The sequence below is a fragment of the Sporosarcina sp. P20a genome (genome assembly GCF_002743175.1).
Taxonomy (GTDB): Bacteria; Bacillota; Bacilli; order Bacillales_A; family Planococcaceae; genus Sporosarcina.
On sequence record NZ_PDYT01000003.1, the window covers coordinates 1 to 18,262 of the forward strand.

Genomic DNA, 18,262 nt, shown 5'->3' on the forward strand with positions numbered 1-18,262 from the left:
ATTCATTGGAGTCCTCCTTGTTTATGATTCCGGGTCAAGTCGTCGATGCCTTGACACCCTGAATGATAACAAGGGGACTTTTCTTTTTCAATAGGGCCTCACTGACCAGACAGGAATGGCTCTGGGAGGATCAGAGGGACAGGTGAAACACCCCGGCGAAGCGAAGCGGAGGGGTGTGGTTCACCGCCCTCCCTCCAGAACGCGTCCGGCTGGAGCGCAGATCAACGAGTTCCAACCATTATTCCATCTATGGGCACAATTATAGAATAAGGACCATGCCTCAATAAGGCTAATTTCTTTAATCATAGCTGATCAAGTCAAAGAAGATAACGGAGTAGAAATCAATAACGACAGTGTAAAAGATACGGTTATTAATACAGACGGAATAACATTCACAACGTACGTTTTCACCGAGCAGATGCGAGGAAATCCATAGTCGAGCTGGTCATGAAAAACGACGCGATTGATACAGTCACCCGTCTAACGAGAAATACCACGACAATAAAAAAGCCTACACCTCAATTCTCTGTTTGGTAAAAGAGTGTCGAGGGTGGGCTATTTACAATCATTTTTGAATTTAGAATGTTTTAGTGTTTACGCTTTACTTCGATTCTATAGCCGTCAGGGTCAGTAACAAAGAAGTAAGAAGGTGTTCCGCCTGCAAGTCCTTTTAATTCACCTGTTTCATAAGATGAAGCTTTACAGATTTCATGCATTTTTTCTAAATCATTTACGGTTACACCTAAATGACTGAAACCATTTCCTATAACATATGGTTCTGCATCATAATTATACGTAAGTTCTATTTGTACTGAAGACCCTGGTGAATTTAGATAGATTAAATCAAATTTATTCTCAGGGAATTCTCTGCGACTAGCTACTTCAAAATCAAAAAGCTCCGTATAAAAATCTAAAGTAGCATCAATGTCTCTAACACGTAAACAAATTTCAACGAGTACTTGGTTCATCACTATCATCCTCCATGATTTTATTGACCTAATCTTATCACAGATACTATATCCGTACACTTTATGCGATTGAATAAAATTAGCTGTCCTAGAAGTTATCACGCGCGTTACGTAATTCGATAAAGTCCTCCAAAGTTTCCGCTTGCAGAAATAGGTTAATTTCCTTCTCCCTGCCGATTGTTGTCGGGAGCGTTGGCTTTCCTTTAGCACGCATTTCTTGGACTTCTTCCAATGAGTTGGAGATTTTTTTATTATCAGGATGCATTTCGTATGCAAAATGTAAATTAGTTTCGGTATACTCGTGACCGGCATAAACGTTTATATCGTCATCTAAGCGCTTAAATTTCTGCAACGTTTCATATTGAGCTTCGTAATCGCCAGTAAAAACCCGACCGCATCCTGCTGAAAATAAGGCATCCCCGCAAAAGAGACTTTTCCCCATTAAAAAACTGATATGGCCATGCGTATGACCTCCTGATTTGTAGACTTGGAAAGTTTGGCTCATCAAGTTAAAGGAGTCCCCTTCCTTTACAACACTATTCACCAAGTCTTTCGTTTCTTCCGGTCCATAAACAAGACTTTCCGGATGACTCGCTAGAATCTCCCGTACCCCACCAGTATGATCTTCATGCATATGAGTTAAAAGAATGGCCGCCAAACGAAGCTGCTTTTCTTCAAGGTAATCCAGGACAACACTCGCTTTTCCTGGATCAACCACAACGACCTCTTTTTCTTCTTGTATGCACCATATATAATTATCAGAAAAGGCTTTGATTGGATGAATAATCACTTTATGATTCCTCCTCTTTTATATATTTAATTTGCGGTTTGGAGACTTATTCCCCTTCCACCGACAAGTTTTAATTTATCCAGCTATCATAACACAGAGATAATTTATATACATGAAGAAGTCAACCCCCTCTGTCTGTAATTCAATCCTAAATCCTGTCATTTTGAAAAAAGTTAAGGAAAGTTAAAAATTTCGGCTTTAATTGTCACCTCAATTCCTGTACTTCTTCTACTGGGCTTGGTTTTACTTCCAATATTCTATGAACAATAAAAGTCCTCCTCAACACTAGGTTGAGAAAGACTTTTAAGTATGATCAAGAACCCTCACGATTGCTTTAAAAAATCCACTTCCACTTCATTTTTTCGCGGTTCACGCTTAAAGAGATAGCCACCATGTCTCACGGACATCAGCACTTCCGCCCGCTCACGAATGACTTCATACGGATCTTGTGCATCCAATACGATAAAGTTCGCTGGTTTCCCCACTTCAATACCATACGCATCATTTACTCTCATAATGTTTGCACCATAGTACGTGATCAAATCCAACGCCTTATTGATCTCGTCAATATGTGTGTAATGCGCTAAGTGAATCCCATTATCTAAAATATTCATCATATTTCCATTGCCTAAAGGATACCAGTAATCCGCAATGGAATCTTGAGCAAATGCCACATTGTTTCCGTTATTTAATAGCTCTTTTACTCGTGTTAAGCCACGACGTTTAGGATAGCTATCTCCCCGTCCTTGTAAATGGGCATTTTCAGTTGGACAAGAAATAAAGTTAATTTGTGATTCTTTAAATAGACCTAACATTTTATTGGCATAGCTATTATCGACTGAACCGAAGCTACATGTATGACTAGCCGTTGTATATTTACCATAGTCTTTTTCCATAACGAGCGCGTTTAACACTTCCAAGAACCGACTATTTGGATCATCGTTTTCATCACAGTGAATATCAATCATGACATTATGCTTGATCGCCATATCGACAATACGTCGCAATGACTCCACGCCATGTTCATAGGAAATTTCAAAGTGAGGAATTCCCCCTACTACGTCCGCACCCATTTCAAGTGCTTCTTCCATTAAACGCTCTGCCCCTTCATATCTAAAGAATCCTTCTTGCGGAAAAGCTACCAGTTGTAATGTAACGAGATCTTTCAATTCTTCGCGCAGTGTGACTAATGCTTTCATCCCCGTTAAATTCGGATCTGTAATGTCTACATGTGTACGAATGAATTGAACCCCTTTACTCACTTCTTTTTGAATTCCTTTTATCGCACGTTCACGCACCATTTCTTCAGTTAATGATTTCTTATTATCACTCCAACGCTGGATGCCTTCAAATAATGTCCCCGATACATTTGCATTTCCTTCGCCTAGTCCCGAAAAGATATAATCCAAGTGTAAATGAGGATCCACATAAGGTGGCAATACTAAACGTCCTTGCAGATCAATTATTTCATCTGCGTTATCTAGATCATTACCTATTGCGGTAAATTGACCATTTTCCACCAAAAACTCATGGGAATCTGAGTCACCGTATATATTCGCATTAATATATTTCTTCATAAAATACATTGCTCCTTTATCCGTTGGTATAGTCATGAGTATAGCAGTTACGAAACAAGAAAAATAATTCTTGCTCTCAACACCATATGATCAGCCAATTCTTGTCTATTTTTTAAAATAAAATCCAAACTTTTTGCAGAAGCTGTCCGTCAAAAGAGTAAGACGTGATCGCGACATGTTTAAAATTGAAGAAGGTGAACCTTTTGTCATGACAAAAAATAAAAAAATGGAGCAGGTTGAGCAATTTTTAATTGAAAACCAAAATGCTCATTATCGGCTCGCCTATAGCTATGTGAAAAACAAAGAAAATGCGCTGGATATTGTGCAAGACTCGATTTTCAAAGCGTTAAAATCCATTCATCGTTTGGAAGAAATCAAGTATTTAAAGACGTGGTTTTATCGGATACTCGTGAATACTTCCATTGATTTTATTCGCAAACATCAGCGGGTCATGGTCATGGATGATGAAGTTCTAGATGGCTATTTACCACAAACTGAAGATGAACTAACTGATATAGATTTACTAGATGCGCTAGATACACTTCCTCCAGATGAAAAATCGTTAATTATTTTACGTTTCTTCGAAGATTTGAAGATTGACGAAGTGGCAGCCGTCTTAGATGAAAACAGTAATACAGTGAAAACCAGGCTTTACCGGACTTTAAAGAAACTGCGTATAGAAATTGAAAAGGGGGATTTGGAATGAAGCGGTTAAACAAACTCAAGAAAGAATATGACGATATTGAAATTCCTCCCGAATTGGACAATTTAGTGAAAGATTCTATTCAAAGGGCACAAATCACAAAAAAGAAGCGTTCTCCTCTAAGAAACTGGTCGATTGGAGTCGCTGCTGCTTCTGCTTTATTCGTTGGTAGCATTAATGCTAGTCCGACTTTCGCCAATTCGCTAGTGAACATCCCCGTTCTCGGTTCGATCGTGCAAGTTTTCACGATAGAGACTTTAACAATGGAAAAGGAAACGTATCAGGCAAATATGAAAACACCGGCAATCGATGGTTTAGAAAACGAAGGATTGCAAACTGCGCTAAATGAAAAATATATCGAAGAAAACAAAGCGCTCTTTACGAAATTTGAGGAAGAGATCGCCAGACTAGAAGAGGCAGGTAGCGGTCATTTAGGTATGGATTCTGGCTATGAAGTAAAAACCGACACAGAACAACTTTTATCTATTGCGCGTTACGAAACCACTACAGCTGGATCTTCTTCCACTGAAATGCAATATGACACGATTGATAAACAACATAATATCCTTCTTACATTACCAAGTCTCTTTAAAGACGATTCCTATGTCGGGATCATTACTACCTATATTAAACAAGAGATGAAGCGACAAATGGAAGAGGATGAAAACACTGCGTATTTAGCTATCGAAGGAGCGAACATCGAGTTCAATTCAATTCAAGCAAATCAAGACTTCTATATTACTGCGGATCATACACTCGTCATTTCTTTTGATCAGTATGAAGTAGCACCGGGTTATATGGGGGTTGTCACATTTGAGATTCCTTCACATATTTTACAGGATGCCCTAGTCGGGGACACGTATATTCAATAAGTTATTTTACAACAGCAGATGATTGACTTCTTCTGCTGTTCTTCCTATAAATAAAGGTATTTTTATACATACATAAGGTAATAAACGGTCTATTCAATACAAAATGATAGGAGATGTAAATTTTATGAATACGCTACATCAACAAGTCGGAAAGAAAAGAAGAAAGTTGAAGAAAAGATATTTTCTGCTTCTAATTATTCTTCTCGTTCTATCGGGTACTGTTCTTTTTGTTGGGACGTCCTACTCTTTCCGTGAAGTACCTAGTACCTCGGATCAACCTGTAACTAAACCAGCATCAACTAATCAGCCAGAACCTATTACACCACCAGAAGAATCTAATCCTGAACCTGAAATATTCCCTACAATAGAATCAGATGAAACAGAACCACCTACTGAAGAAGAAACAGAGATATCTTCAGAAGAACCAACGGAAATGCCCGCTGAAGAAAATACAGAACAACTTCCAGCAGAGAAAGAGCCGGAAAAAGTAGTGTATTTAACATTTGATGACGGTCCAAGCAAATGGACTGAGCAATTTTTAGATGTCTTGGATGCACATGATGCCAAAGCTACATTCTTCATGCAAGGCAGTAACTTGAAGAAAGAACATCTTCAGGAAAGCGTAAAACGTGCAACACAAGAAGGTCATTATATCGGTGGCCACAGTATGACTCACAATTATCAAGCCCTTTATACGAATCATCAGTTTGTACCCGAAATGATTGAAACATTAGATCTAATTCATAAAATTACAGGAACTACTCCTCGGCTAGTTCGCCCTCCTTATGGATCAGCGCCTGGATTGAACGGCGGACAAATACGGAAACAACTAGCTGAGGCACATATTAAAATTTGGGATTGGACGATCGATTCGCACGATTGGGAACTTCCTGGCAATCCCTCTCAAATAGTGCAAAACATCAAACGAGACACTATTTCTGATAAAGAAATCGTATTAATGCATGAAAAATCACAAACTTTAGAAGCACTTCCAGAAGTTTTGAACTTTTTCAAAGACCAAGGATATGTTTTCGGAGTGTACAATGATGCGTCTCACTTTGTCATGAACTTCCAAAATGATGCTGCGCTTTAAAATCACAATATATTAGAGTTTATTAATAGATGCTAGTGTGTGGAGGCTATTTATTACGTGCAGTTAGCCTCCCCTTTCGTTTCACCTTTTCCATTTGAAATGATGCAAACTTTTAAGTATTGCAGATCTTTTATAAACGTATGGGTTGACATCATAAAGTGAATATTATATGATTACCTTGAATTCGAGATAAAAGGAGAACGTCATGGACAATCAAAATAAAGAAATCTATGAAGAAGATTTGTCTCTAAAGGCATTCATTGTTTTAACTCGAGCATTGCAATCCATTAAAGTGCGTGTGGAAGAAGATATAAAACGCTCAGGATTAAATCCAACAGAGTTTGCCGTTTTAGAATTAGTCTATAGTAAAGGTGATCAGCCGATACAAAAAATCGGTGAGCAAGTATTGATTGCTAGTAGTAGTATTACCTACGTTGTAGATAAATTAGAAAAGAAAAACTTAATCAAAAGAAAGCCTTGTCCAAAAGATCGACGTGTCACACATGCGTCCATTACAACGGATGGGACGGAATTAATGAATGAAATCTTCCCCCCTCACAAAAAGGCGATCAAAGAAATTTTTAGCGGACTAGATATACAAGAAAAAGAACAACTAATTACACATTTAAAAAAGTTAGGTTTACATGCACAGAATATGTGAAGGTAAATCTAGTTTTTTTCAAAACTATTCTCTCGAATTAGTAATATATCAACTAAATATAAAGGGGTTTTATGACATGACAAACGAATTACTAGGCATTCACCACGTAACTGCAATGACAGATAACGCAATGAGAAACTATGAATTTTTCACAAACGTACTGGGCATGCGATTGGTTAAGAAAACGGTAAACCAAGACGATATTCATACGTATCACACATTTTTCGCGGATGATATGGGTTCTCCAGGGACTGACATGACGTTCTTCGACTTCCCGAACAATCCGAAAGGAACACCGGGAACGAACTCGATTTCCAGAACTGGCCTACGGGTACCTAACGACGCAGCACTTGAATATTATCTAGAGCGTTTCAAGGAGTTTGGCGTAGAAAACGACGGCATTCAAGAGCTTTTTGGCAAAAAAGTACTACCTTTCGAAGAAGCTGACGGGCAAAAATATCAACTGTTCTCTGATGAGAATAATGAAGGCGTAGCACCCGGCACACCTTGGAAAAATGGACCCGTACCTGAAGAACACGCGATTTATGGTTTAGGACCAATTGAAATCACAGTTAGCTATTTTAAAGATTTCAAGAAAATGCTCACTGAAGTATACGGTATGAAACCGATTCTTGAAGAAGAGAATGTAACGCTGTTTGATGTAGGCGAAGGTGGCAACGGGGGTCAAATTATTTTACGAAATGATGATACAACACAAGGCAGTCAAGGGTACGGACAGGTTCACCATGTGTCGTTCCGGGTGAAAGATCATGAAGCGATTAAAAACTGGGAAGCAAAGTATGATGCAATGGGTATGCAACATTCCGGTCACGTAGACCGTTTCTACTTTGAAGCACTTTATACACGTGTCGGTCATATTCTAATCGAGCTATCAACAGACGGACCAGGTTTCATGACGGACGAACCATACGAAACATTGGGAGAAAGCCTATCCCTTCCACCGTTCCTTGAACCAAAACGTGAATATATTGAATCACAGATTCGCCCATTCGATACAACACGTTCATAACAGTTGTGAAGGAGTTTTATAAATGGAAGCCATTAAAAAGATCCACCATATTACAGCTATTGTAGGAGATCCCAATGAAAATCTGAAATTTTACAGAGATGTTTTGGGACTCCGTCTCATAAAGCAAACGGTAAACTTTGAAGATCCAGGTGTCTATCATTTGTACTTTGGGGATCATAATGTAACTCCTGGAACGGTTATTACATTCTTCCCTTGGACAAATCATAATCAAGGTAGAATAGGCAGCGGTCAGGTCGGACGGATTGCTTTTAGAATACCTAAAGGAAGCATGGACTATTGGAAAGAGCATTTAACTGCTCAACATATTCCCATTAACATGACACAGCTTTTTGGTAAAGACACACTCGAGTTCGATGATGTTCATGGACTCGAGCTCGCACTGGTCGAAGGGGAAATAACTGCAGATCATTACGATATAGTTGATTTTCATGGTGCTGTTTTATTGTCAGGAAATCCCGAAGGCACTAAAGACTTACTTACCGGCCTTATGGGTTTAAATGAACTCAATATAGATGATCAGAATCAACACTTTGAAACAGTAGGCAAGGAAAAGCACCATATTATTACGGCCACTCCCCCGCAACCTGCCGGAAGATTCGGTATTGGTACGGTCCACCACATCGCGTGGTCCGTGCCGCATAAGGATGCATTGAAAGAGTGGCAGTCTGTACTTGCAGATGAACAATTTAAAGTCACTGAAGTGAAAGACAGAAATTACTTCACCTCAATCTATATTAAAGAAAAGGGACGCGTCGTTTTCGAGTTTGCAACTGACGGTCCAGGATTCGATGTAGATGAAGATATGAAATCACTTGGTTCCATGCTGAAATTACCGGAACAATACGAACAGAACCGGCAGGAATACGAAAGTCTGCTGCCGAAATTGGAGGTATAGTAGATGAATAAAATGCTCAACTTCTCTCCACAAGATCTAACGGCAAAAGAAAAGAAGAAATTCCTGATTGGTTCAGTTATTCCTAGACCTATCGCATTGGTTTCTACGATGTCTCATTCGGGTATTGTAAATATTGCACCATTTAGTTATTTCAATATCGTCACGTATGATCCCCCTATGCTGTCAATTGCTGTACAGCGCGTAGATGGGAAATCGAAAGATACGGCTAGAAATATTTATGAAAATAAAGAAGCCGTAGTCCAAGTTGTCGATACAGACAACGTAGAAGCGGCAAACGCGACTTCCGCACCGCTAGGACCCGATGAAAGCGAGCTGGACGTCTCGAGTTTTACGACAGTAGACTCAAAAGCGGTTCAAGTTCCTGGATTGAATGAAACCAAAGTGAGATTTGAAACAGAATTATACGATTCAATGGTCATTTACAATGAAGAAAATATCGCAACTACCGATGTTTTATTGCTGAAAGTAAAACACTATCATATAGACGAAACAATTTATCATAACGGCTATATTGACCCGTTGAAACTAAAAGCTGTAAGTAGACTAGCCGGTAGCGATTACGCTGAAATAGGTAAGCTATTCACAGTAGAACGCCCTGTTAAATAACCAAAGGAGTTGACGTGTAATGAAATATATTTACAACGAAAACAAAAAAGGTGCACCCGTATTCGTATTGCTCCACGGCACAGGCGGTACAGAAACAGACTTAGTCTCTCTTGCCGAACTACTCAATCCGGAATACAACGTGTTAGGCATTAGAGGGAATGTGCAGGAAAATGGCATGAATAGATTCTTCAAGCGTCATGGTGAAGGTCAGTACGACTGGGAAGATCTTGAGTTCCGAGGTAATGAACTATATGATTTCATTGAAGAAAAATCAAAAGAATATGATTTCAAAATGGAAGATACGGTGCTAGTCGGATTCTCAAACGGCTCGAACATTGCGATTCAAATGATGCTCAAGCACCCAGAAACACTTAAAAAAGCAGCTTTATTCGCACCACTATATCCTGCAGATGTAGAAGAAAAACATGATTTCAGTGATGTGGAAGTATTCCTATCACTAGGCGAAGGTGATCCGATTGTGCCTGAATCTGAAAGCAAGCGCGTCATCCATCTCTTTGAAGAAAGAGGCGCAAACGTTACAACGGCTTGGGTTAAAGGACATAGTCTGACACGGGACGTCGCAATGCAAGCGAAAAACTGGTTAAATTAAACGAAATCTATGTACTAAAAACAGAAATAGGAGTGATGATGATGGAGATCAAAAAAAGCAATGAGAAATTTTATGTTGGTGACAACCCGGAAGAACCTCTAGCGGAAATGACGATTGTCTTGAATGGTCCAAAGCAATTCATCATTGATCATACAATGGTTAGCGACCAATTAAGAGGCCAAGGCGTCGGCGATATGCTATTGGAAGAAGTAGTGAAATATGCACGTGAAAGCAATCGACAGATTATCCCTTTATGTCCTTTCGCAAAAGCGAGACTTGAAAGAAATAGAGCGCAGTACGAGGACGTTTTGAAAACAAGATAATAGGCTGACTGTATTTCATTACTACGCCATGAAACGATACTACTATTACAATTTTCTATTAAATCCTCTGCTCTAGGCATATTTTTTTAAAAAAGAGGGTAAGTAATTCCTAGGAGGTGCTACTAGTGGGATTTTATAAAACGCATAAGAATGAAATCATCACCTTACAGCTTGTTTCTCAAATTTTAGGGAAAGTGAAACTAGAATATGCTGCACAGGAACCCCAATGGGCGCACGTAGTTCTCGATATTACACCGCGCGGGTTTACTACAGGGCTGCTGAGATATAACGCTCACCACTTTGAAATTGAAGTCGATTTAATTAAAAATGAAATCATTAGTAAAACAGAAAAAGATGACGCGGTGATCACACTTGAGGACGGAAAGACGATTCGTGACTACTATCAGGAGATCGTTCGCACTGCCGATGATCTAGGTATACCGTTGTCCATCCATACAACGCCTCAGGAAATGGAAACGACGACGCCTTTTGAAGACGACGTTGAACATCATCACTACAACGAAGACGTAGCTAAACAAATTCTTAAGTGGTTCCAATTTGCATGGGATGCTGAGCAACAATTCCTTGCTCCAATCAGACAACGAAAGATTTATCCAGGTCTTTTCTGGGGCACGTTCGACGTGACAGGTATCATTGTGTATAACGAGTTCGAACCTTTCCCAGATGATAGTAGAATAATTGAACGAGCTGCTTTTGATGAACATATGATCGAGTTTGGCTTTTGGTTGGGCGATGACAAATTTGAACATCCTACCTTCTTCACACTGCCCTATCCGTTTGTCGAAGGCGTGGAATTAAAAACAGATGACTCTTTCCCTGAAGGCAGTTACTTCAGCCCCGATATGGCTGAATACCTGTATGAAATTAAAAATGACGTCGATCAAGCGGACCCTGCTGAAGTCATTCGCTTCTTGGAAGCTTCATGCAGAAAGTCGTTCGAATACTTAGAATGGGAAAATACCCATCATTGCTTCGTAGAGTTAAAAATGGAACCGAATAAAAAACAATAAATACGTTTTATTGTATGAAAACGTTGAATGACTATAGTAAATATAAACAAAACATTATTGGAGGAGATTTTTTATGACAAAAGCAACATGGAACGTAGACACAGCTCACAGTACAGTAGGTTTTTCCGTAAGACATATGATGATTTCAAATGTGAAAGGTACATTTAACGAATTCCAAGGAAACATCGAAGCGGATCCAGAAGATTTAACAGGAGCATCTATCGATTTCACAATTGATGCGAACAGTATTGATACGCGTAAAGCCGATCGAGACAATCATCTACGTTCAGCTGACTTTTTCGATGTAGAAAACTACCCGAACTTATCATTCAAAGCAACAAAAATTGAAAAGACTTCTAAAGATACGTACGACTTAACTGGCGACTTCACGATTAGAGATACAACAAAGCTTGTTACGTTCAATGTAAAGTATGAAGGTATGGCTAAAGATCCGATGAGCGGAGACGAAGCTGCTGGATTTACAGGTAAAACAACGATTAACCGTAAAGAATTCGGTTTAACATGGAACGCTGCACTAGAAACTGGCGGCGTTGTCGTAAGTGATGAAGTAAAGATCAATATCGAAATTCAATTACGTAAGTAAGCCATATAAAATTCAGCCTTTTTGTAAAGGCTGATAATGTGATGTATTTAGCAAGCCCCTACAGGTAGATTTTATCTTCTACCTGTAGGGGCTTTTCTTTCTACCTATAAAGCTAACTTTTTCTCCATTACGATATGCGGTATACCATCTTCCATGAATACATCGGATGTAGTTTCATATCCGAGTTTAAGATAAAACTCCTCTGCATGTGTTTGACCGTGCAACTTCAGCCGCGCCAAGCCCTTGTCCATTGCAATCTCTTCCAAGCCTTGAACAATTATCTTTCCAATGCCTGCACTCCGATGAGAGGCTAGCACACAAATGCGTTCTAACTTCCCTACTCCATCTACTACTCTCAATCTACCTGACGCGATCGCTTGTCCTTCATCTTCTACTACTATATGTTCACATAATGCATTCAACACATCAAATTCATCAAACTCGTCCTTTTCCGGAACCTGTTGTTCTTGGACGAATACCGCTTTTCGTATGTTGAAAGACTTTTGAAGATCTTCTTCTGTACGTATTCTCTTAAAGTTCATCGTGCATCTACTCCTCTTTTTACTTTTCTTCCGTAAATAAGAAACTTCCCCAGACACTCTCTCAGTCTGTGGAAGTTTCTTGTTCTATCTCACATTTCAAAAATACATAGCCATCTTTTTCGATAGTTTCACTCATCTTCACCGGAATGCGTTCCTTGAAAATCGGTCCATCGACTACGACCGTATGGAATTCCCCTGACTCCCCACAACTATCGATGCCGAGTGCTTCGAGTTCATCCATTAATTCCACCGTGAAACGTCTACCGAGAAATTTAGCAGGCATCATCTTTGTATTCACAACAACCACATAGGCTTCAAAGTCTTCTGCAATGAATTCTTCGAGAAGCTTACGTCGCGGTTCTTCCCAAAGTGGATGATATGCTTCCATACCCACTTTGGCACACATCGACTGTACCCATAGTAAATGATCTTCTAAATCGATGTCACCAAAAACTGCTTTGTGAATACCATGTGCTTTTGAAACGCGCATAGCATCTATGAATTGTATTTCATAGCCAGCCCAGTCTGCTTTTCGAATCATCAATGGAATATCCATCTGCTTCGCCTGCGCTTGAACGATCTCCAGTGGCAATGCATGTGATTTGGAATGTGGCTGATCTTTCTCGAACATCGTCCACAACATCGCTGGCGTATTTCCCTCTTGAATCGCGCGATACGTTGCGAGTGCAGAGTCTTTGCCGCCACTCCAAGACGAGACGAACTTCATGCCCGTCATTGTCCGTCCGCCCATGAGATGCGTGCATCCACTGTACGCGCCATACGGATCATATACGAACGGAATCCAAGCTTAGGCCAGAAATACGACGCCAAATGATTTGCCGTCAGCCAATCTGTCATGACATATTTATAACCGGCATTTTTCATTTGTGTGAAACTGTGATTCGCAATCGATTTACCGATACCTTGTCCACGCATCTCAATATTCGTCGTCGCTTGTACAAGCACTGCCGACTCATCCGGTGTCGTCATCGCATGACGCGCGTCTGCCGGTGTGAATAGATGAAAGGCTACAGGTACTTCATCTTGCTCAGCAACCCAACTGCGCGTACCTTCCTTGCCTTCATACGCCGCAAATACATCGCGCTCCGCATCCAAGGCCTCTTGTGTAATCGGTTTCCACGCTGGCGCTTTCGCCTGATGCAAACTGTTCCACGGCGCCATCTTGTGCAATATTTTTTGCTCGTCTCCTACCAGTTCCTTCATCTTCACAAGGCTATTCTCTCCTGGCTGTGCACGATACTGTTCAAGCGACAACGCCGCAAAGCGCTGTTCGAAATGAAACGACTGCTCCAGCATTTCAAGAATTAATTCATCATTACCAACCGGAATATCCATCACATGTTCGAAATAGCCATTGCGAACCCATTCCGCACCAGCTTCCGTGTACATCAACCGTGCCAATCTTGGATGCTCGTCTTCATGAATGACAAATGACGGGTACCCAACATACACCGTACGTCCACGTGTAGCGTCTTGACGGTATTCGTATAGCAAATAGCCGATGACATCATCGTCACGCAACGTCACGAGTCCCCCTGTATACGGTTTCTCCAATTCTTCACGCAAGCGATCCTCAGCTTGTTCGACGTCCGCAAAGCGTTCCTGCAAAAACGGAAAACGCTGTCGTTCATCTACATGTCTCTCCGTTAATAACGTGGCCATCTTCGGTATATACTGCTCTTCAAATTGTACAAAATGAATCATCAGAATCCCCTCCTGCCTAATTTATCTAAATTATACCACAACTGTTTAGCTTGCCAATGAAATGAATGGATGTGTGTTGGTATTGAGCGGATGTGGAGGTATATAGAGCGTTCGATTTCAAAGTTTAAGCGGGTACAGGTCGGCATTGAGCACGTACGTAGCCACATAGAGCGCTTAACCTCCAAGTATGAGCGGATACGCTTCTACATTGAGCGCGGAGACACATAGAGCACTCCAACTCCAAGTATGAGCGGGTACGCGTAGACATTGAGCGGCTGAGTACCTACATAGAGCGCTTAGCCCTAAACTATGAGCGCAAACACGTCAACATTGAGCCAAAACAAAAAAACTGCAGACCCACCCATTAAAAGAGTGAATCTGCAGCTTATAAAATCAACCAATCAAGCAGGCATTGGAGTATCTGTAGGTTTCGCATAATCTCCGTTACCGTATTCCGTATCAATCGCGTCACGGATTTCTTTCATCGACTTGCCGTCTTGCTTCATTTGTACGGATTTCACTGCGATCTCTAGGCAAACTAGGCAGCGCGTGCCGTGATCGTCCCAGACGACCGAGCCGTCTTCGCGTACTTCATCCAAGAAACAATTCATATTGCTCTTGTGTCCAGCACTATCTCCGCAACCGCAATAGCAAGGCATGTATTCTAAAACGTCCGTTGCATTGCCCGCCACTTGATAGACCATGCGCATATCTTCTGGCTTATCGTCTAGGAATGAAGGCAGGATATCCGCTGAAGCGGTCACTTCCTGCAAGTCGCCGTTCGGCAAATGTTCTGCGTGATCATGCCCTGCTTCTGCCCGTGCATCTGTCGGATCTACTTCAGCAGGCTTTTCTGTAGCGCCGTTTCCGCATGCCGCAAGCGCTAAAGTCAGCGCCGCCAGTCCTGCAAGTAACTTCTTTTTCATGTATATTCCTGACTCCTTCGTATAGACGTTATGCCTTTAGTATACAAGGTTTGCGGGAAAAACAAGCGTACAAATTCATGACAATTATGAGTTGCCCGTCATCTTGCTTGGGTCTACGTATTCGTCAAATTGCGCTTCTGTCAATAAACCAGTAGAAAGTGCTGCTTCTTTCAGCGTTGTACCTTCTTTATGGGCTTTCTTAGCAATCTTCGCCGCATTTTCATAGCCGATATGTGGATTCAATGCTGTAACGAGCATCAAAGAGTTCTTCACTTTATTGTCGATTTCTTCACGGTTCGGTTCAATTCCTACCGCACAGTTATCGTTAAAGCTAATCATACCGTCAGCAAGTAATTTCGCTGATTGTAGGAAGTTGTAGATAATAACTGGTTTGAAGACGTTCAATTCGAAGTTCCCCTGGCTCGCAGAAAAACCGATTGTCGCGTCGTTACCCATTACTTGTGCCACAACCATCGTCAATGCTTCACTTTGTGTCGGGTTCACTTTACCTGGCATGATCGAGCTGCCCGGCTCGTTTTCTGGAATCGTGATTTCACCGATACCTGAACGTGGACCACTTGCCAACCAACGTACGTCATTCGCTATTTTCATCAAGTCCGCAGCCAATGCTTTTAGTGCGCCGTGTGTATAGACGACTTCATCATAGCTCGTCAATGCGTGGAATTTATTTTGTGCAGATGTAAACTCAATGCCTACAGATTTTGAAATCTCTTCCGCAACTTTATCGCCGAATCCAGCCGGTGTGTTAAGTCCCGTACCAACTGCTGTACCGCCGATTGCGAGTTCTTTCATTGTCTGGACACTAGTTTCTAGCATACTGTGCGTTTTCTCTAGCATTCTGTGCCATCCGCTGATTTCTTGTCCTAACGTCAATGGCGTCGCGTCTTGCAAGTGCGTACGACCAATTTTGATAATATCCGCGAAGTCTTCGGATTTCTTTTGAAGTGTTGCTGCTAATTTATCAATTGCCGGCAATACTTCGCGCTCTACCGCAATCACACCTGCTACGTGTAGCGCTGTTGGGAATGTATCGTTGGAGCTTTGTGATTTGTTGACATCGTCGTTCGGGTGTAGGCGTTCTTCCTCGCCCCATTCCTCAAGCAACTGGTTACCACGGTTAGCGAGTACTTCGTTCATGTTCATGTTCGACTGCGTACCGCTTCCTGTTTGCCAAACGACTAACGGGAAGTGCTCGTCCCATTTGCCTTCGATAACCTCTTCTGCCGCTGCTTTAATAGCTTTCATTTTCACTTCGGATAGATTGCCGAATGAATGACTTGCGATCGCTGCTGATTTTTTCAAATGGGCAAAGGCTTGGATTACACCAAGCGGAATGCGTTCCCCGCCGATTTTAAAGTTGTGCTTACTGCGCTGTGTCTGCGCTCCCCATAACTTATCTGCTGGTACTTGTATTTCCCCGAACGTGTCATGCTCAATACGATATTCCATCTTTACATCCACCTCTCAAAGTAATAATCAGACTCTCTATCTCTATCATGCCCTATTTTCGCGCAAATTTGAATTAAAAAGGATTGGGGCGTAAGTTACTTGGTGAGTACGATGGGATGGAAGCTGCAGCTGGCGGACGCTTTCCCATGGGCCCGCGGTGAGCCAACTGTTCGCTATGCTCTCTTAGTTGTCTCACTTGATCGGGCTGATCCATAGGGAGTCGCCCCCAACTTCCGCTTCCATCCTATTTATTGAGTGGTGCTACTAAGATCACTCATTGTAGATAGTTTATGAAGTAGTGTTTTGTCTTAACTTAGTTAGCATCTAGTATTGAAGTTCAAAATGGATTACAAAACGTACTTTAACGCGCAAAAAAAGTGTCTTCTACTTACATTGCAAGGGATTGGCGCGTAGGAGGGGCGACTCCGGGAGGATAAGCGGGACAGGTGAAACACCCTGTGAGCGAAGCGAGCGGTGTGGTTCAACGCCCGCCCTCCGGAAAGCGTCCCCTCCGTAGCGCCAATCCCCTACCACAACACCACTGCCTGCCTATCCAATCAAACCTCTTGCATCCGAAACGCCTTGCGAACCACTGTAAAGTAGATCACCAAGGCAGCCGTACTACATGTCAATACGATAATACTAAGTGGCCAAGCCGAGCTGTCTCCTGCTAGTCCTACTAGCGGCGAAACTATTGCACCGCCGATGAAAGGCAATAGCCCGAGAAATGCCGATGCGCTTCCTGCTGACTTACCTTGACTCTGCATCGCCAGCGAAAACGCTGCCGGCGACACTAGGCCAACGCTCGATACCATAAAGAATAATGCCGTCGCAATTACGGCAAGTGGCCATTCATTCCAAACCGTCAATAGAAGTAAAATGCTAGCCGTGAATGATAGTAATACACCCGCGCGCAGGAACTTCAACTCGTGAATTTTACCAGAAAGTCGACCCGTCACTTGCGCTGCCGTAATGATACCGACACCGTTCATCGCGAAGAACAAGGAAAACTGTTGTGCCGTAACGCCATAAATATTCTGCAAAACGAACGGAGATCCCGCAATGTACGCGAACATGCCCGACATGATCAAGCCTTGCGTCAACGCGATGCCTAAGAACCACTTATCCTTTAGTAGACCGCTAAACGTCTTGATGACTGCCAGCATTCCACTCTCCGAACGTGCTTCAACCGGCAACGTATCCGGCAAGAAAAATGCTGTTGATAAAAACATTAATAATCCGATGATACCGAGTAAAAGGAACACCATATGCCACGAAGCGTAGTTCAGCACGACACCGCCTACAATCGGTGAAAGTATTGGTGCTGATCCACTGACGATTGACAGCATTGCCATGAACTTAGTTAATTCATTTCCTACATATAAGTCACGTGCGCAAGCTCTCGCGATCACAATGCCCGCAGCGCCTGTCATACCTTGAACGAAACGTAATGCAACGAAAATCCAGATATTCGGACTAAACGCACATAGAACGGAAGCAATTGCGTACACGCTGAGCGTAATGACGAGCGGTTTCCGTCTGCCGTAAATATCACTTAACGGACCGAAAATGAGCTGGCCTGCGCCTAAGCCGATTAAACAGGCTGTTAGACTTAATTGAACAAGTGAGGTCGAAGCATTTAAATCCTCCGCCACAATCGGCAATCCTGGCAAATACATATCCATCGACAGCGGACCGAATGCTGACAACGAGCCGAGCAGTACTACGAGCCAAACAGTCGGCATAGAAATCTTTTTTTGTAATGAAGTATTCATATGTACATAACCCTTTTCT

At 41.8% G+C, this 18,262-nt stretch carries 20 protein-coding genes; 11 read left to right on the forward strand and 9 right to left on the reverse strand.

From position 1 onward, the window contains the following. Positions 1 to 587 precede the first annotated feature (587 nt). The 3 genes from gloA to CSV72_RS05560 all read right to left on the reverse strand — a co-directional run bounded on the left by gloA (position 588) and on the right by CSV72_RS05560 (position 3,335). Positions 588 to 968, reverse strand: coding sequence for a lactoylglutathione lyase (gloA, locus tag CSV72_RS05550; protein ID WP_099633962.1), 381 nt, complete (start codon positions 966 to 968; stop codon positions 588 to 590). 88 nt (positions 969 to 1,056) lie between these two features. Then, positions 1,057 to 1,758, reverse strand: coding sequence for a hydroxyacylglutathione hydrolase (gloB, locus tag CSV72_RS05555; protein WP_099677509.1), 702 nt, complete (start codon positions 1,756 to 1,758; stop codon positions 1,057 to 1,059). Between the two features lie 323 nt (positions 1,759 to 2,081). Then, the gene (locus CSV72_RS05560; protein WP_099677510.1) at positions 2,082 to 3,335 is read right to left on the reverse strand and encodes an amidohydrolase family protein; all 1,254 of its coding nucleotides are present in this window, start codon (positions 3,333 to 3,335) and stop codon (positions 2,082 to 2,084) included. 175 nt (positions 3,336 to 3,510) lie between these two features. Between CSV72_RS05560 and CSV72_RS05565 the strand changes: the two genes are divergently transcribed. From CSV72_RS05565 to CSV72_RS05615, 11 genes are all read left to right on the forward strand, one after another. Further along, positions 3,511 to 4,041: an RNA polymerase sigma factor SigV gene (locus CSV72_RS05565; protein ID WP_099677511.1), complete on the forward strand. Its 531-nt coding sequence runs from the start codon at positions 3,511 to 3,513 to the stop codon at positions 4,039 to 4,041. Next, entirely contained in the window at positions 4,038 to 4,910 is an 873-nt protein-coding gene (gene rsiV, locus CSV72_RS05570) for an anti-sigma-V factor RsiV (RefSeq protein WP_099677512.1), read from the forward strand. Before CSV72_RS05565 ends, rsiV begins: the two co-directional genes overlap by 4 nt. 124 nt (positions 4,911 to 5,034) lie before the next feature. After that, complete coding sequence (locus CSV72_RS17275) at positions 5,035 to 6,003, forward strand: polysaccharide deacetylase family protein (RefSeq protein ID WP_369802883.1); 969 nt, start codon at positions 5,035 to 5,037, stop codon at positions 6,001 to 6,003. 205 nt (positions 6,004 to 6,208) lie between these two features. Continuing rightward, entirely contained in the window at positions 6,209 to 6,664 is a 456-nt protein-coding gene (locus tag CSV72_RS05580; protein ID WP_099677513.1) for a MarR family winged helix-turn-helix transcriptional regulator, read from the forward strand. Positions 6,665 to 6,740: 76 nt separating this feature from the next. After that, a complete protein-coding gene (gene mhqE / locus CSV72_RS05585; RefSeq protein WP_099677514.1) occupies positions 6,741 to 7,694 on the forward strand; it encodes a ring-cleaving dioxygenase MhqE in 954 nt (317 codons plus the stop codon). Between the two features lie 22 nt (positions 7,695 to 7,716). Further along, positions 7,717 to 8,610 (forward strand): VOC family protein, encoded by an 894-nt coding sequence (locus CSV72_RS05590; protein WP_099677515.1) that lies wholly within the window; start codon positions 7,717 to 7,719, stop codon positions 8,608 to 8,610. 3 nt (positions 8,611 to 8,613) lie between these two features. Then, positions 8,614 to 9,237, forward strand: a complete 624-nt coding sequence (locus CSV72_RS05595) for a flavin reductase family protein (RefSeq protein WP_369802884.1) — start codon at positions 8,614 to 8,616, stop codon at positions 9,235 to 9,237. A 19-nt stretch (positions 9,238 to 9,256) separates the two neighbouring features. After that, positions 9,257 to 9,847 (forward strand): alpha/beta hydrolase, encoded by a 591-nt coding sequence (locus CSV72_RS05600; protein WP_099677516.1) that lies wholly within the window; start codon positions 9,257 to 9,259, stop codon positions 9,845 to 9,847. A gap of 41 nt (positions 9,848 to 9,888) precedes the next feature. Further along, on the forward strand, positions 9,889 to 10,170 hold the full coding sequence (locus CSV72_RS05605; protein ID WP_369802885.1) for a GNAT family N-acetyltransferase: 282 nt from the start codon (positions 9,889 to 9,891) through the stop codon (positions 10,168 to 10,170). A 125-nt stretch (positions 10,171 to 10,295) separates the two neighbouring features. Beyond that, positions 10,296 to 11,201, forward strand: a complete 906-nt coding sequence (locus CSV72_RS05610; RefSeq protein WP_099677518.1) for a DUF5996 family protein — start codon at positions 10,296 to 10,298, stop codon at positions 11,199 to 11,201. 73 nt (positions 11,202 to 11,274) lie between these two features. Beyond that, a complete protein-coding gene (locus CSV72_RS05615; protein WP_099677519.1) occupies positions 11,275 to 11,805 on the forward strand; it encodes a YceI family protein in 531 nt (176 codons plus the stop codon). 104 nt (positions 11,806 to 11,909) lie between these two features. Here the strand turns inward: CSV72_RS05615 and CSV72_RS05620 are convergent, their stop codons facing one another. The 6 genes from CSV72_RS05620 to CSV72_RS05645 form a co-directional block, all read right to left on the reverse strand. Then, positions 11,910 to 12,347, reverse strand: coding sequence for a GNAT family N-acetyltransferase (locus CSV72_RS05620; protein ID WP_099677520.1), 438 nt, complete (start codon positions 12,345 to 12,347; stop codon positions 11,910 to 11,912). A 61-nt stretch (positions 12,348 to 12,408) separates the two neighbouring features. Then, complete coding sequence (locus CSV72_RS05625) at positions 12,409 to 13,098, reverse strand: Dph6-related ATP pyrophosphatase (RefSeq protein ID WP_233191101.1); 690 nt, start codon at positions 13,096 to 13,098, stop codon at positions 12,409 to 12,411. Further along, positions 13,080 to 14,072 (reverse strand): GNAT family N-acetyltransferase, encoded by a 993-nt coding sequence (locus CSV72_RS05630; RefSeq protein ID WP_233191102.1) that lies wholly within the window; start codon positions 14,070 to 14,072, stop codon positions 13,080 to 13,082. The genes CSV72_RS05625 and CSV72_RS05630 overlap by 19 nt, the downstream gene beginning before the upstream one ends. A gap of 401 nt (positions 14,073 to 14,473) precedes the next feature. Beyond that, complete coding sequence (locus tag CSV72_RS05635) at positions 14,474 to 14,998, reverse strand: PCYCGC motif-containing (lipo)protein (protein WP_099677521.1); 525 nt, start codon at positions 14,996 to 14,998, stop codon at positions 14,474 to 14,476. An 84-nt stretch (positions 14,999 to 15,082) separates the two neighbouring features. After that, positions 15,083 to 16,468 (reverse strand): class II fumarate hydratase, encoded by a 1,386-nt coding sequence (gene fumC / locus CSV72_RS05640; RefSeq protein ID WP_099677522.1) that lies wholly within the window; start codon positions 16,466 to 16,468, stop codon positions 15,083 to 15,085. A 557-nt stretch (positions 16,469 to 17,025) separates the two neighbouring features. Further along, the gene (locus tag CSV72_RS05645; RefSeq protein WP_099677523.1) at positions 17,026 to 18,243 is read right to left on the reverse strand and encodes a multidrug effflux MFS transporter; all 1,218 of its coding nucleotides are present in this window, start codon (positions 18,241 to 18,243) and stop codon (positions 17,026 to 17,028) included. Positions 18,244 to 18,262: the final 19 nt, after the last annotated feature.